Here is a 15,216-nt window from a genome sequence, read left to right as displayed (position 1 = left end):
ATCAACCTGACTCTCAATCAGTTTTTCTCTATTTTTTCCGGATTATGTTTATAGCGGAACACCATTCCAAATAGCAGACCAATGACTAAGGCATATCCTGCAAAGATAAACCATACCGGTGTCCAGTCGCGGCTTACCAGTCCTCCGCCTTCGGCATATACCGAGAAGGCATCCACCACGGCTCCGCTGGCATAACCTCCGATGATGGCTCCCACACCGTTCGTCATCATGAAGAACAAGCCTTGTGCGCTGGCACGGATACTGGGATGTGCCTCCATTTCTGTAAACAGCGAGCCCGATACATTGAAAAAGTCAAATGCCATGCCGTAGACAATCATCGAGAGAATGAGCATCCAAAGTCCGCTTCCCGGGTCTCCGAGGGCGAAGAGCCCGAAACGGAATACCCATGCAAACATACTGATTAACATAACACGCTTGATTCCGAAATGTTTCAGGAAGAAGGGGATGGCAAGGATAAACAGCGTCTCACTCATTTGCGAGATGGAGAGCAGGATGACGGAGTGTTTCACACCGAACGAATCTGCATATTCCGGTATGGAAGCAAACGAACCCAGGAAAAGGTCACCATAGGTGTTTGTTATTTGAAGGGCGGCTCCCAGCAACATGGAGAATAGGAAGAAGATGGCCATCTTCTTGCGCTTGAACAGCACCAGTGCATCCAGTCCGAAAGCGGAGAGCATCGTTTTTCCTTCGCAGCGCATGGGAGGGCAGGCAGGCAGGGTGAAGGCGTAAAGCCCCAGCATGGCTGCCGAGATGGCTGCCACATAGAGTTGTGCCGCACTTGCCTTGAACCCGGTAAGGTCCACAGCCCACATGGCACAGATAAAGCCTACCGTTCCCCATACACGGATGGGGGGGAAGTCTTTCACCAAATCCATTTTATATCTTTCCAGCGCATTGTAGGATACGGTGTTGGCCAGAGATAGTGTAGGCATGTAAACAAGCATGTTGAGCAGCATGGCCCAGTACATGTGGTTGTATGTGGTGGCAGTTGAAGCATAAATCAGAGCACCGGCACCGATGAGGTGGAGTATGCCATAAAGGCGTTCGGCGTTTATCCATTTGTCGGCGATGATACCGGTCAGTCCGGGCATTATCAGTGAGGCTATACCCATGGTTGCAAAGATTGCTCCGATTTGTCCGCCTTCAAAATGTAACGTACCGCCCATGTAACCACCTAATGAAATCAGCCATGCTCCCCAAACGAAGAATTGCAGGAATTGCATGGCAGTGAGTCGGAATTTGATGCTCATAATATTAGCTTTTTATATTTTAAATTATGTAATAGATGCAAATGTACAATGAGACTAGGAGAAAAACAAGTTCTGTACGGCTTTTTCTTCAACGAAAGAGATTAATGAGGGATGGATTTTGGGAAGGAATGTATTATAAAAAAAGAAGGGTATCTATCCCAGACACCCAATCTTTATTAACCTTAAATCTAATACCATGAAAAACACAGTGCAAATATACACGGTTTATGTTATATAACATGCTGTTTTGGCGTATTTCTGCTTTTTATTAACTCTATTTAAGAAAAGCAGGCTAACAAAGCCTGCTTTTTCCTTTATTCTACATATAGAACCAGTCCTTTCAGGTATTCCCCTTCCGGATGATAGATGCTGACCGGGTGGTCGGCAGGTTGCGTCAGTTGGTGCAGGATGCGTACGCTGCGGCCGGACATGGCAGCGGCTGTGAACACGGCGGTGCGGAAGTTTTCTTTGCTGACGGCTTGCGAACACGAGAATGTGAAGAGGATGCCGCCGGGCTTGATTTTCTCGAAAGCCTTGACGTTCAGTTTGCGGTAGCCTTGCAGGGCATTGCGCAGGGCATCGCGGTGCTTGGCAAAAGCAGGAGGGTCAAGAACTATCAGGTCGTATTGGTCGCCCATGCGGTCAAGGTATTTGAAGGCATCTTCTGCATAGGCGGCATGGCGGGTGTCACCCGGGAAGTTCAGTTCGATGTTCTTGTTGGTCAAGTCGATGGCTTTGGCGGAGCTGTCCACGGAATGCACCAGTTTGGCGTCTCCACGCATAGCATATACGGAGAAGCCGCCGGTATAGCAGAACATATTCAGTACGCTGCGGCCTTTGGCATAACGTTCCAGTAGCGAACGGTTCTCGCGTTGGTCTACGAAGAAACCGGTTTTTTGGCCTTTCAGCCAGTCGATGTGGAACTTCAGGCCGTACTCCATGGCTACATTGTCCGTGCTGCCGCCTTTCAAGAAACCATTCTCCGGATAGAGGTCGGCCTTGAAGGGAAGGGTCGTCTCCGATTTGTAATAGATATTGTCAATCTGGCTGCCCATCACTTCGGTAAGGGCATCGGCAATGGCCATGCGGTCGAGGTGCATGCCGGCAGAATGTGCCTGCATCACTGCGGTACGGGCATAAATGTCGATAACCAGCCCCGGCAGGTTGTCTCCCTCCCCGTGCACCAGGCGATAGGTGTTGTTTGTCGGGTTTCCGGCTATGCCGATACTGCGGCGCATGTCGTATGCTATGCTGAGTTTGCGTTTCCAGAAGTCCGCATTGATTTCTTCTTCTTGACGGAAGGTCAGTACGCGTACGGCGATACTGCCAATCTGAAAATGCCCTTTGGCTATGAATTCCTTTTTGGACGTGTAGATTTCAACAACTTCCCCTTCTTCGGGCTCTCCGTCGAAATGTGCGATGGCGCCGGAAAACACCCACGGGTGAAAACGCTTTAATGACTCCTCTTTATTGGGTTTAAGGTATACTTTGTACATATATATAATGTGATTAATGTGGTAATGTGATAATGTGCATTACATTACCACATTATTATTGGCTTCTATCTCAAAATCTCCTGTCCGTTTCAGTTCTTGCAGCTTGTTGTAGATGTTGAGGCATGCCCAGGCATCGGTGGCGGCATACAGTTTCTGCGGTTCGGTCAAGGTTTCGGCTTCCCAGTTGGAAAGGCGCTGGCTTTTCGAAATCTTTTCCCCGAAGAGGATGGCATATATCTTTTGCAGGCTTTTATCCTGGATGCCGAAAGCGCGGACGTATTCCTGCAATTCAATGCACGCATGTTGTTCGAAAGGAGCACGCTTGTGCAGCATCATGAAGTCATCCCGCAAGGAAAGGCCTACTTTCGTTACACTTGGGTTTTCCAGCAATGTGATAACCGGCAGAGTCAGTCCCGTCAGGTTGAGGCGGAACAGAAAGCAATGTTCCTCTGAGGAAATCTGCAGCAGGGCCACCTTGTGTATCTGTCCTTTTGTGAACGATGGACGGGTTTCGCTGTCTATGCCCAGCAACGGGCAGGACTTCAGATAGGCGACTGCCTTCTCCGCTTCCCACGGTGTCTGTACGACATGTATCTGTCCCGAAAAGGCGGCTTTGGGCAGGTCTTTCACTGTTTCTTTATCTATTGTTCTTTTGATAACCATAATTTAATATTCAAAGTCTGCGGTTTCCTCCTCTTCATCCTCGCCTTGCGCATACTTCACCTCGTGCAGGGCACGCAGGGTGTTGACAAGCTTTTGTCCCCAATGGAGGCGGAAGTTTTCCTGGCAGATGGTAAGCGAATCGTTCATCGTCTCGTTGAAACCCAGCTGGAATACGAAGATAAAGTCCTTGATGTCCTGGTATATGTCGGCCAAGTCTTCGGAAATGTTCCTGGTGATGGGCTGGTCACTATACTTCATGTCAGATACGAATACGTCCAGGTAGTCGTCTTTCTCGGCCAGGATATTGGCGAGGTTCATGCGGAGTACCTCATAGGTCTCTTCGGTGACGAATGTTTCCGGCGCCTCGTCTCCTATGGTTTCGCACTCGGGCAGCATGGAGGCCTTCAGGTAGAGTAGCGGAAGTATTTTTAAGGAGGTATCGACGAACGCGGAACGTTTCACCCCTTCCGCTTGTTCCAGAAACTTGCAAAACTCGGCGGCTACGGTCACAAACTCTACGGCATTCCGGTCGAATATCACTTGACTTTCTTTTTTCATATCTTCTTGATTTGAAACGCAAAGATAGCGCAAACCGAAAGTAGAAGCAAATTAATTGGCAGGATTATTCTTTTTTCACTACATGATATTCTGTTCCTCTTGTCTTCCGGCGGCTGCTGATGCCCAGTTTGTGGAGTGCACGTCCGAACAGAGCCACTTTATTGATGGACAGCCGGTCTTTGGTCTTGGTTTGCAAGAAGGAGAGAATCTCCATAGGGGTCATCCAGTCTCCTTCCTCTTCATTTTCGGCGGGATGGAAGTGGCAGAGGAAGAGCTGTTCCAACGGTGTGGGCTGTTCAAACTCCCGGTTGGTCTGTTTCAAGATGGCTTCGTCGGAATCGTCCAGCCAGTAGCGTTCACCTTTGGCTATGGCATCCATGGCTTGTGCGTAGAGTTGCCGGTAGTTGATGGTGACATTGGTATGGATGGGGCCGGTGACTTCGATGCAGATGAAACGGCGGCTGCCGCTGGGGTCTGTCAGCAGGTCTTTCTGGTTGCTGGTTGCTATAAAGGAGGCGTAGCGTCTTATTTCCTGGATGGCGGTGCCGTAAGGCTTGCGCAGGTTTGCCACGGGTTTCTGCAGCAGATGCTTTAGAAAACCTTGCTGATTGACGCTGATTTGGTCGAATTCGTCGATGTTTATCAGGAAAAAGCGGCCGAGGCTCCGCTCTGCGTCCTGCTTGCTTTTGAAGTCGATACTGTCGGTATATCCGAAGCGCAGTTCGGGTGGCAGCAGGATGCGGCAGAAGGTACTTTTACGATAGCCTTGGGCTCCGACCAGTAGGGGAGACGTGTTGTTTCCATGCTGACGGTCGATGTTTTGCCAGTGCGCCGTCATGCTGAGAAACCAGCGGTAGAAGAGTTCCCGCCAGTACGGATTGTTGCAGGGGACGAGGTCGGCCAATGCGCGGATACGGTCCTTGCCGTCCCAATGTCCGGTGCTGTTCAGATATTCTTCGATGGGGTTGTACAAGGGAATGGCGTCCGAGTTGAGGTAGCGTGCCACATCTCTGTCCCATACGCTGATTCCTTCTTTCAGGGCATTCTGTCCGATACTGCTTCTTACCCGCTGGTCGGCAGGGCGGAAATGGAAGTGTATGGAGTCCCGTTGGCGGAATTCCAATTCTCCCAGCACGGTGTTCCAGCGGAACTCATAGCGTCTGTTCATGAATTCTTCCAGGCGGAAGGCGGTGATTTGGTCGCGGGTCATGCTGCTGCGGGTGCCGAAGCCTTTGCATTCGCGGTAGAGGTTGTGCAGGGTCATGCGCACCAGCTGTTCATCCGCTTCGCGGTAGTAGTGCATCATGACTTGACGTACTGCCTCTTCTTCGGGAATGCCGGCTTTGTAGCAATGCCCGGCAAGCAGGTAGAGCAGGGGGCGTAGGTCATCGCCCCGTTTCCAGTTTTCCAGCTCTTCGAAGGTACGGTTTAGGGCGGCTTCGAAGAGGATGGAGAAGGTTTGGGAGGCCGGATAGCCGGGGGCAATACGCATCAGCGGGTTTGCTTCGGTCTGTTTCCGTTGGCCGAAGGTGGGCTCGTCGGGCACGGACAAAGGCTGTTCCAGACAGAAAGGGACGGCAGACGGATTGTAATAGGGACGGTCATCGAGCGTCATGCGGCAGCTTTGCTCCACGGCAGGTTCTTTCAGTGTGACGGGGTAGGGGAGCAGGGGCTGGTAACAGTTTACGGCGAGCCGGTAGGCAGCGGTATGAAACAGCCTGATTTTTTCTTCCTGCCTGGGGCGCGAACCGTCGGGGGTGGCAAACAGTACCCATATTTTTACGCTTCGTCCGCTGCTTCCGCAAAAGGCGGCAAAAGTTTGCGGCAGCAGGGCCGCCTGGTGCTTTACTTGCTCCACTTCCACGGCATTGGCCAGGTGGTTGACTTCAATCTGTACCAGTCCGTTATAGGTTTTCAGGTATCTTTCCCCCTCTTTGCTGCGGGCATATTCTGCGGCAGGGCAGATGCGTGGCAGTTTGTCTATGCAGGGGTAGTGTCCGTTGCTTCCGGTGATGTGGGGAATGAGGCTGCGCAAGGCGGATATGTGTCCGGCTTTGTTCTCGGTTTTCATCTTCTCCATCAAGGTGTCGCTGGGCCATGTGCTGAATGTCTCTTTGCCGGTTTCACGAGCGGTGCGTATAAGGGTAAGTTTCATGGGGTGCTTGCTGTATTAAAGTCCGCAAAGCTACTGAAAAATGACGGGATAGCCGAGGAAAAGTGGAATTATGATGAAACTTCTCATATTTATTCTGGCTGTACGTCGTAATCCGACTGGTTTTTCACGCCGACAATGTCTTGCTTCTTCACCTCGGTTGTTAATATGTGCTGCAACTGCTGTGAGGTCAGCGTCTCGGTGGGAGAGAACTCAGCCGACTTCATATAGCTTAAAATGGCATTGCGCAGCTGACCTCCTTCCGGAGTGTGGCGAATTGCTTCGAGATTGCTCATACAAACCAATACCTTACCGTTGTCTACGGCAAATTCGAACAGCAAGCCTAACTTGTGGTTCCGTTCCACATTGTCTACTACTTGGATAAGCGGCTTGTATTCGTGGCGCGTAGCATTCAGAATAAAGGGGCGGGCATGGCGTACGATGCTCCACCATTGCCAGTTGCTATGGCACTCGGTGGGGAACTGCCGGAACAAGGGATGTTTCTCGTCCATCAGCAAGGAGAGGGTGCCCGGCGAAACTTCGCGGCCGGCGTTTTCCGAAATGCTTTTGAACATGGCATAGTTCCAGTAGTCAGGAGTAAAAAGTCCACCTACACTCTGTTCTTCAATGGCTTTGTGGTCGGGTATAAGCAGTATCTTTCCTCCTTGGCTCAGTCTCTTTCGCGCCTCGTCATCCAAGGACTGACAGATGAAGATGTCCGCTTCGCTTTCCGGTGTCCGGTCGGGGTATACCCATAAGTTATAATAGTTATGATAATTCCCGGTGGTCAGTGTCAGTCGCAATTGGGCAGGCTTGTCTATTTCGGTAAGGGTGCTTTTCAACTCGCCCACCTGCATTGCTTTTCCTTGCTCTACATGGGCGGGGACTTTGCCTTCGCGAACAAAAGTTACGCTGTCACTCAGGCTTTCCAGACGCCAGCATAATGCATCAGACCATGGTTGCTCTTCGTAATTTGTCAGGGCGAGTCCTATGTTCAGCTCTTCTTTGTTGCTGTAACAGTAGGTGTCCATAAGCGCCAGCGGTACCACCGGAGCACAAAAGCCGCGGAATGTTTCGGGAGTGACAATGCCTTTGCTGTCCATGAAAGCATCCAGAATGCCTACCAGTGCCGAGCCTTGTCCGGGAAAGTCTTGAAGGTCGAGCATCTGGAATCCGCCTAAACCGGCAGTGCGCAGGCCGTATTCAATATCAGCCTTGTAGCATTCGACGGCAAACCGGCCGGTGGCCTGATGGAATGCGTCAATCTGGTTCTGCAGTCCATTTTCATTGAGCCGGTCACGGAATATCTCCAAGTTATATGGATGCAATACGCCGGTGTATTTCTCCAACTCCTTGTAGTCGGGATAAATTTGGAACTGTCCGGTTTCGTGACTGATGACCGGTCGGGGAGATTTCGCTATGGCAGCAGTATAATCCGCACGGGTATTGGGACGGGTGTTGTTCAAGATACCTCCCTTTTCGGCATCGACAAAGGCAAACGAACTGCGTACGTGCGTTGTATAGCCTTCGCCTCCTCCTACCCGGCAGGTTGTCAGATAATCTTCACCGTCTATGGCACCTCCCCAACCCAGGAAGTTGTTGGAACCGAACGAATAGAGATGGCGGTTGTCATGTTTTCTGAATCCGTCCAGCCAATTGCGCATCAGGTCAACGTCGCCACCCAACTCGTTGCCCAGTCCCAACATGGTGAATGAGGGGTGATTGCCCATGTAGCCGAGGGTCATATAGGCTTCGTTCAGCAAGAAGTCATTCAGGCGATGGTTGTCCGGTGAAATGCTTCCCCATAAAGGCAACTCGGCCTGGAAATAGATACCCTCGATGTCGGCAGCGGCAAAAGCGGCGCGGGGCGGGGTGTAGGAATGGCAACGGTAGTAGTTGATGCCATAACTCTTGGCTGTTTGAAAAACTTTTCGCCAGGACTTTACATCCATCGGCGCATATCCGGTAAGTGGGAATACGCAAGCGTCGTGTTTGCCGCGCAAGAAGGTCTTGAAGCCGTTTATGGTGAACTGAGTACCTTCGGTGGCAAAGTCGCGCATACCGAAATCTGTTATTATATTGTCTTTACCCTCGTTTGTGGCAAGGGCCACGTTCAGTGCATAAAGTGTGGGGTGGAATTCGCTCCATGTCTGCATCCGGTTGCCCATGTCGAGCACCAGTTCTATCTTATTTTCACCTTTGCTCAAGCCGACTTGTTTTTCCATGTCCGGCAACTGGTGTTCTTGTTGGGTGTTCCACGTCTTGGCAGAAAGGGTCACTATGCCCGATTGCTCCGAATCGCTGTATATGTTTACATGGATGCGGGCCTTTTTCTCCTTTACAGATGGGTAGACTTGTACCTGCTTGAGATAGGTGTGTGGGGTCGCTTCGATGTAGAAGTCGCCCAGAATACCGTTCCAGTTGGTTTGTGTGCCGTCGGTTCAGGCATGCGAGCTTTGGATTTCGGCTGGTACGGAGCTGGGGGAATTGTCAATGCGTATCTTTATATGGTGGCTGCCGGGTGCCAAGGCCGGCAGGCTATAGCAGTGAGGTGCATAGATATGTCCCAACGTGCCTATACTGTCTCCATCTATCCAGAGAGTGCTGGGTTTTGTACGCTCCATGAAAAGTATCAGGCGTTTCCCTTCCATCTGTACGGGAATTTCAACATCTTTTTCATATTCTACGATGCCGGAGTAGGGATAAGTCCGTGTCAACTGGGAGGTTACATTGGTGGGATGCCTGCCGTCTCCCAACTTGTTTTCATCCGTCGTACCGGGCAATGTGCAGTTCCCTAATGAACTGTTCCAATTTCCTGATAAATCGATTCGTTCTCTTATTGTCTGGAATTCTTTTTTGTCTGTACATGATGCCAGACATGCCAATAAGCATAATACAATGAAATTTCTCATAAACTACCTGTTTTTCATGGCCGGTGATTGATTGACCGGTTGCAAATATAGGGCATTGCTCCCGTCTCTCTGTATACAAAATGTTTCCAATTATGTGACGGGATGTTTTTTATTGCTATCTTCATGCTTGATATTAGTGTTGTTGAGTGTTCGTCATTATAACCAATCTTTTCACCATACGTCGTTACTCTATTGATTTTTCCGTGTGCTGCAACCGGTAAAAGTTTTTCTGTCTTTCAATCTTGTTCTGCAGTTCCTCTTCGGTGGGCATATAAAGCATGCATTTGGATACTGTTACTAAATTGGAAAAACGGCAATTTGTGTAGGCGTAAATCTTGGAAAAGTGGCATAAATCCTTTATATTTGCAATGGAAAAGAGGCATAGTGTGATTATTGCATTTAATAATCGAATAAACAAGAATAGGTTATGATAAAAAGAAAGATAGATGATTACATTCGCAATTACTACGAAACTAACCGTAACGCCCTGCTTATTACCGGAGCACGACAAATAGGTAAGACATATTCCATTCGTCAGTTCGGTAAGACGTTTAAAAGTTTCATTGAAGTCAATTTCGTCGAGATGCCCGAAGCGGTGGATTTGTTCAAGGGAGCAAAGAGCAGCGGTGATATTCTGCTCCGTCTATCGGCAATCACCTCCGTGCCGCTCATCAAGGGTGAAACGCTCGTCTTTTTCGACGAAGTACAGCAATGTCCCGATATTGTTACGGCAATTAAGTTTCTGGTGGATGACGGTTCGTATCGTTACATCTTGAGCGGTTCGTTGCTGGGCGTAGAATTGAAAGACCTGCGCTCGGAACCGGTTGGCTACATGGGTGTAAAGGATATGTTCCCACTCGATTTCGAGGAGTTTATTTCGTGTGTGGGTATAAATGACGCCGTTATCGGGGCATTGCATGAGGCATGGCGGAATCGCACTGCCGTCGATGAGTTTGTCCACGGCAAAATTATGGAGCTGTTCCGGCTCTATCTTGTTGTGGGCGGTATGCCTGCGGTCGTGAGCAAATATCTCGAGAGTAACAACCTGCAAGAGGTGATGACTGTGCAGCAGGATATCATTCGTCTGTACAAACGTGACATCGCCCAGTATGATCCTAATAACAAACTCTACATCGAGGAGATTTTTAATCTTATTCCCCCTGAGCTAAACGCTAAAAACAAACGCTTCATACTGAAACGATTGAATGAGCACGCAAAGTTCGACCGGGTCGAGAACAGTTTTTTATGGCTGACGAACGCGGGCGTGGCGCTACCCGTCTATAATGTGGAGGAGCCGAAAATGCCGCTCCTGCTTGCACGTTCACGCAATCTGTTCAAACTCTTCCAAAGTGATATCGGACTGCTGGCCAGCCAATATGCCGAGGGCATTCAGATGCGGATTATAAAAGGTGATAAGGACATCAATTTCGGTTCAATTTACGAGAATGCCGTAGCGCAGGAGTTGGTGGCTCACGGCATTGTTCCCTACTATTACAACAACAAGAAGCGCGGTGAATTGGATTTTGTTATTGAGCTTGAGGGTAAGGTACTGCCTATTGAGGTAAAATCAGGTAAAGATTACGAGACACACCGCGCTTTGTCCAACATCATGGATTGCGAGGAATACGACTTCTCCGAAGCAGTTGTGTTCAACAACGGTAATCTGCGCGTCGCAGGTAAGATTATCTATGCCCCGATCTATATGGCGATGTTCTTCGAGAAAAGCAATGTTGCTCCGACTTTTTATAAAGTGGATTTATCGGGACTGTAAAGTGTTCTATTCGGAAAATAATGCTTGCTATTGAAAAAGATTAGCATTCCTTTGCCAAGCCCCCTGCTTTTCATTATCTTTGCCTCTGTAGTTTGTAGTTGCGCACAGTCGTGGAATGTCTTTCTCATAGTTGTGAAGAAGGTGTATCACAAATATGAAGAAGGTAAACCACAGCTGTGCGCATCTTTTTTTGATAAGCTTTCAGCAGAAGGAAGAACGCTTCTTTGCGTAAGGAAGACCCATGCTCTGCCTAATGAAAGCCGGTACTTTGCATGAGCGAAACCTGCAGACAGCAACAGAAATGAATCTAAAAATGGAGGAAAGAATATGGCAATTTTATTTGATTGGTACGAAAACCCGAAAACGAAGGATAAACAAGGGGAAGAGCTGACCCTGCACCCCCGGATTAAACTGAACGGCTCCACAACGACCGATGAACTGCGCAGGCATATACAAGAATACTGCTCGCTGACCGAGACGGATGTACTGGCGGTACTCGATGCTTTGTCGCATTTTGTGGGACGCGAGCTGGGGGAGGGCAGGCAGGTACATTTGGACGGCATCGGTTACTTTGTTCCCACGCTGACCTGCACGGAACCGGTGACACTGGAGACAAAGCGGAAAAGTACTAAGGTGAAGTTGAAAAACATCACTTTCAGACCGGACAAGGCGCTGCGCAGTGAGATAGGAGTATTGAAGGTAAAGCCGCTGAAATTGCGGAATCTCACGAAAAAGAGGCTGACGGATGATGAGGTGAAGCAAAAAGTGGTGAACTATCTACGTAAGAATGAGTTCATCACCCGCAGTGTTGTACAGTCGATTTGCGGCATGACCCGCACGACTGCAACGCGGCAGATTCGTCGTCTTTGTGAGGAGAATGTGTTGGTAAACAAAGGGTTGCAGAAACAGCCGATTTATTTTTTGAAGGAAAAAGAGTAGGTTGATGCGTATAGGGCTTGCATGGATTGCGTCATGTAGGCAAAATCTGCCTGCATGCTTGCATGAGGTCTGCTTGCATGGTGCAATCTGTTGTAAATTAGTGCGCTATGTCATTTCATGCAAGTATGTAAGTAAAACATGCGATAAAATTACAGTTGTAGATTAGGAATACCTATAATCGGCAGACGAGAAATTAAAGAATGAAAACAACGCGGCAGAAGGATAGTTTTTATTATTTTTGCAATCAATTCTCAATAGTTATTTAAAAAATATGGCAAAGAAAAATTCAACAGCTAAAGATACGGAGCTGTCACTCTCGTTTTTTGGGAAAGTGGCAGCGTTATTTAGAAGTGAAACTGTTCATTTCGTTATCGGCTTGGTACTGGTAATCTTTTCGGTTTATTTGTTGCTCGCCTTTTCGTCGTTCTTTTTCACGGGAGCGGCAGACCAGAGCATCATTGACGGAGGCAGTGCGCAGGAGCTGATTTCCACCAATAATGGGGTGAAGAACTACGCCGGTAGCCGCGGTGCGCAGTTGGCCAGCTATCTGATAAATGATTGTTTCGGTGTATCGTCTTTCCTGATTCTCGTGTTCCTGGCTGTGGCGGGATTGAAGCTGATGCGGGTGCGTGTGGTGCGCTTGTGGAAGTGGTTCATCGGCTGTTCGTTGATGCTGGTGTGGTTCTCGGTATTTTTCGGTTTTGTGTTTGTAGACCAGTACAAGGACTCTTTCCTCTATCTGGGCGGTATGCACGGATACAATGTCAGCAACTGGCTTGTGTCTCAAGTCGGTGTGCCGGGAGTATGGCTGCTATTGTTGGTAACTGCCATCTGCTTCCTCATCTATCTGAGTGCACGGACTGTCATCTGGTTGCGCAGATTGTTCAGTCTCAGCTTCTTGAAGCGTAAGGAGAAGGCGGAAAGCGTGCAGGGTGAAACGCCGGAAGAGTTCAAGACCTCTTGGGGTGCAAAGGAAAAGACTACTGCTCCGACACCGGAAGCTGCGGAGCCGGAAAAGGTTCTTGAAAAGGAGGAGGAGGTTGCCACAGAGGAAGAAGAGGACGAACCGCTGAATGAAATCACCCTTGACTTGGGTGGAAGTGATGGAAAGGTAAAGCCTGCCAAGTCTGCGGATGAGGACGTTACCATGACTTTTGAGACTCCTGCACCGGAGCCGGTACCCCCTTTTCGGGAACAGCCGGTAGAGAAGGAGCCGGCATTCCAGGTTGAGAAGGCTGAAGAGGAGGAGTATGTGGGAACGGAGAAGGAGCCGTACAATCCCCGTCTGGATTTGGAAAACTATCATTACCCCACAATAGACTTGATGAAGCATTACGATGACAATGGTCCGACCATTGACATGGTAGAGCAGAACGCGAACAAGGATAAGATTATCAATACTCTGCGTAGTTTCGGTATAGAAATCAGTACCATTAAGGCGACGGTAGGTCCTACGGTGACGCTGTATGAAATCACTCCCGAGCAGGGCGTCCGCATTTCGAAGATACGCGGTCTGGAAGATGATATTGCCCTCAGCCTTTCGGCGCTCGGCATCCGTATCATCGCTCCCATTCCGGGAAAGGGTACGATTGGTATCGAAGTGCCCAACTCCAATCCGAAGATTGTATCCGGTCAGAGCATTATCGGCAGCAAGAAGTTCCAGGAGTCTACTTACGACTTGCCCATCGCACTGGGTAAGACGATTACGAATGAAGTGTTTATGGTGGATTTGTGCAAGATGCCGCACGTGCTCGTTGCCGGTGCTACCGGTCAGGGTAAGTCCGTGGGGTTGAATGCCATCATCACCTCCTTATTATATAAGAAGCATCCGGCAGAGCTGAAGTTTGTGCTGGTAGACCCCAAAAAAGTAGAATTCAGCATCTACTCCGTAATTGAGCATCACTTCCTCGCGAAATTACCCGATGGGGAAGATGCCATCATTACGGACGTCACGAAGGTGGTGCAGACTTTGAACTCCATCTGTGTGGAGATGGATACTCGCTATGACTTGCTGAAAGCTGCCCATGTGCGCAATATCAAGGAGTATAACGAGAAGTTCATCAACCGTCGTCTGAATCCGGAAAAGGGGCATAAGTTCATGCCTTATATCGTAGTCGTTATCGACGAGTTCGGTGACTTGATTATGACAGCCGGTAAGGATGTGGAACTGCCCATCGCACGTATCGCCCAGTTGGCGCGTGCCGTGGGTATACATATGATTATCGCTACACAGCGACCGACAACAAACATCATTACGGGTACGATTAAGGCCAACTTCCCGGCGCGTATCGCCTTCCGTGTATCGGCAATGGTCGATTCGCGTACCATCCTCGACCGTCCGGGAGCCAACCAGCTGATAGGCCGCGGTGATATGTTATTCCTGCAGGGAGCTGACCCGGTGCGTGTGCAGTGTGCCTTTATCGATACGCCCGAAGTGGCGGAGATTACGAAGTTTATCGCCCGCCAGCAGAGTTACCCCACTGCTTTCTATCTGCCCGAATATGTGGATGAAAATGCAGGAGGTGATTTGGGGGATGTGGATATGGGACGTCTCGATCCTTTGTTCGAGGATGCAGCCCGTCTCGTTGTTATTCACCAGCAGGGTTCCACATCGCTCATTCAGCGTAAGTTTGCCATCGGTTATAATCGTGCCGGCCGCATCATGGACCAGTTGGAGAAAGCGGGGATTGTGGGACCGGCGCAAGGTAGTAAGGCGCGTGAGGTGTTCTGTATAGATGAGAGCGACCTGGAAATGCGGTTAAACAATTTGCAATAAGGAATGGTTATTTATAGAATGATGAAACTTGATAAGCTTTTACTTGGTGTGCTATTGCTGTTGTTTGCTGTGCCGATGTCGGCACAACAACCGGATGCCAAGAATATATTGGAGCGTACAGCCGAAGCCTTTCGGAAAGCGGGAGGGGTGAAACTGGCGTTTACCGTGAACGAACAACAAGGCTCTTATGCGGGAGTTCTCTATCTGGAAGGTGAGAAGTTTGTGGTTGAGACCGAGGGAATGAAGACTTGGTTTGACGGACATACGCAGTGGAGTTATGTGGCTTCGGCAGATGAGGTGAATATATCGGAACCTACGCAGGAGGAATTGCAGACTCTTAATCCGTATGCTTGGTTGTCCCTCTACAAGCAGGGATACAGATTGAAGTTGAGCAGTGTCGGTGGTAAGCAAGACAAGTCTGTTTATTACATCACCATGACTGCTGCCGACAAGAGAAAAGACCCTGAAAGTGTCTATCTGTTTGTGACAAAGGATACGTATCGTCTGCATCAAGTGGACTTGGCACCACGGGGGAGTAAGTATATGACTACTATCCTTATTGATAACTACCAGACCGGACAATCCTATCCGGATAGTTTCTTTGTCTTTGACAAAAAAGCCTATCCCACGGCTGAAGTCATCGACATGCGCTAAATAGTAAATTGTAAATAGTCA

General features: G+C 49.2%; 9 protein-coding genes and 1 pseudogene. 4 read left to right on the top strand and 6 right to left on the bottom strand.

The features are described 5' to 3' along the window. Positions 1–17: 17 nt before the first annotated feature. The 6 genes and pseudogenes from DWZ03_RS06720 to DWZ03_RS06695 all read right to left on the bottom strand — a co-directional run bounded on the left by DWZ03_RS06720 (position 18) and on the right by DWZ03_RS06695 (position 9,055). A complete protein-coding gene (locus DWZ03_RS06720; RefSeq protein WP_120129332.1) occupies positions 18–1,274 on the bottom strand; it encodes a nucleoside permease in 1,257 nt (418 codons plus the stop codon). Positions 1,275–1,588: 314 nt separating this feature from the next. After that, positions 1,589–2,770: a class I SAM-dependent rRNA methyltransferase gene (locus DWZ03_RS06715; protein ID WP_005826914.1), complete on the bottom strand. Its 1,182-nt coding sequence runs from the start codon at positions 2,768–2,770 to the stop codon at positions 1,589–1,591. A 39-nt stretch (positions 2,771–2,809) separates the two neighbouring features. Further along, complete coding sequence (locus DWZ03_RS06710; protein ID WP_120129330.1) at positions 2,810–3,433, bottom strand: 3'-5' exonuclease; 624 nt, start codon at positions 3,431–3,433, stop codon at positions 2,810–2,812. Between the two features lie 3 nt (positions 3,434–3,436). Then, positions 3,437–3,991: a DUF5063 domain-containing protein gene (locus tag DWZ03_RS06705; protein ID WP_098031994.1), complete on the bottom strand. Its 555-nt coding sequence runs from the start codon at positions 3,989–3,991 to the stop codon at positions 3,437–3,439. Positions 3,992–4,055: 64 nt separating this feature from the next. Then, entirely contained in the window at positions 4,056–6,146 is a 2,091-nt protein-coding gene (locus DWZ03_RS06700; protein WP_087331748.1) for a BT4734/BF3469 family protein, read from the bottom strand. An 89-nt stretch (positions 6,147–6,235) separates the two neighbouring features. After that, positions 6,236–9,055: pseudogene (locus tag DWZ03_RS06695) on the bottom strand (glycoside hydrolase). Between the two features lie 427 nt (positions 9,056–9,482). Between DWZ03_RS06695 and DWZ03_RS06690 the strand changes: the two are divergent. From DWZ03_RS06690 to DWZ03_RS06670, 4 genes are all read left to right on the top strand, one after another. After that, complete coding sequence (locus DWZ03_RS06690; RefSeq protein WP_005832925.1) at positions 9,483–10,826, top strand: ATP-binding protein; 1,344 nt, start codon at positions 9,483–9,485, stop codon at positions 10,824–10,826. A gap of 327 nt (positions 10,827–11,153) precedes the next feature. After that, positions 11,154–11,765 carry a winged helix-turn-helix transcriptional regulator gene (locus DWZ03_RS06680; protein WP_005832923.1) on the top strand — a complete coding sequence of 204 codons (612 nt, stop codon included), beginning with the start codon at positions 11,154–11,156 and terminating at the stop codon, positions 11,763–11,765. Positions 11,766–12,036: 271 nt separating this feature from the next. After that, entirely contained in the window at positions 12,037–14,541 is a 2,505-nt protein-coding gene (locus tag DWZ03_RS06675) for an FtsK/SpoIIIE family DNA translocase (RefSeq protein ID WP_005832921.1), read from the top strand. Positions 14,542–14,544: 3 nt separating this feature from the next. After that, positions 14,545–15,195, top strand: a complete 651-nt coding sequence (locus DWZ03_RS06670) for a LolA-like putative outer membrane lipoprotein chaperone (protein ID WP_120129327.1) — start codon at positions 14,545–14,547, stop codon at positions 15,193–15,195. The last annotated feature ends 21 nt before the right edge of the window (positions 15,196–15,216 follow it).

The sequence above is a fragment of the Bacteroides sp. AF29-11 genome, assembly GCF_003602895.1.
Taxonomy (GTDB): domain Bacteria; phylum Bacteroidota; class Bacteroidia; order Bacteroidales; family Bacteroidaceae; genus Bacteroides; species Bacteroides uniformis.
The sequence above is the reverse complement of the archived record's forward strand: the minus strand, read 5'-3'. Positions and strand labels throughout refer to the sequence as shown.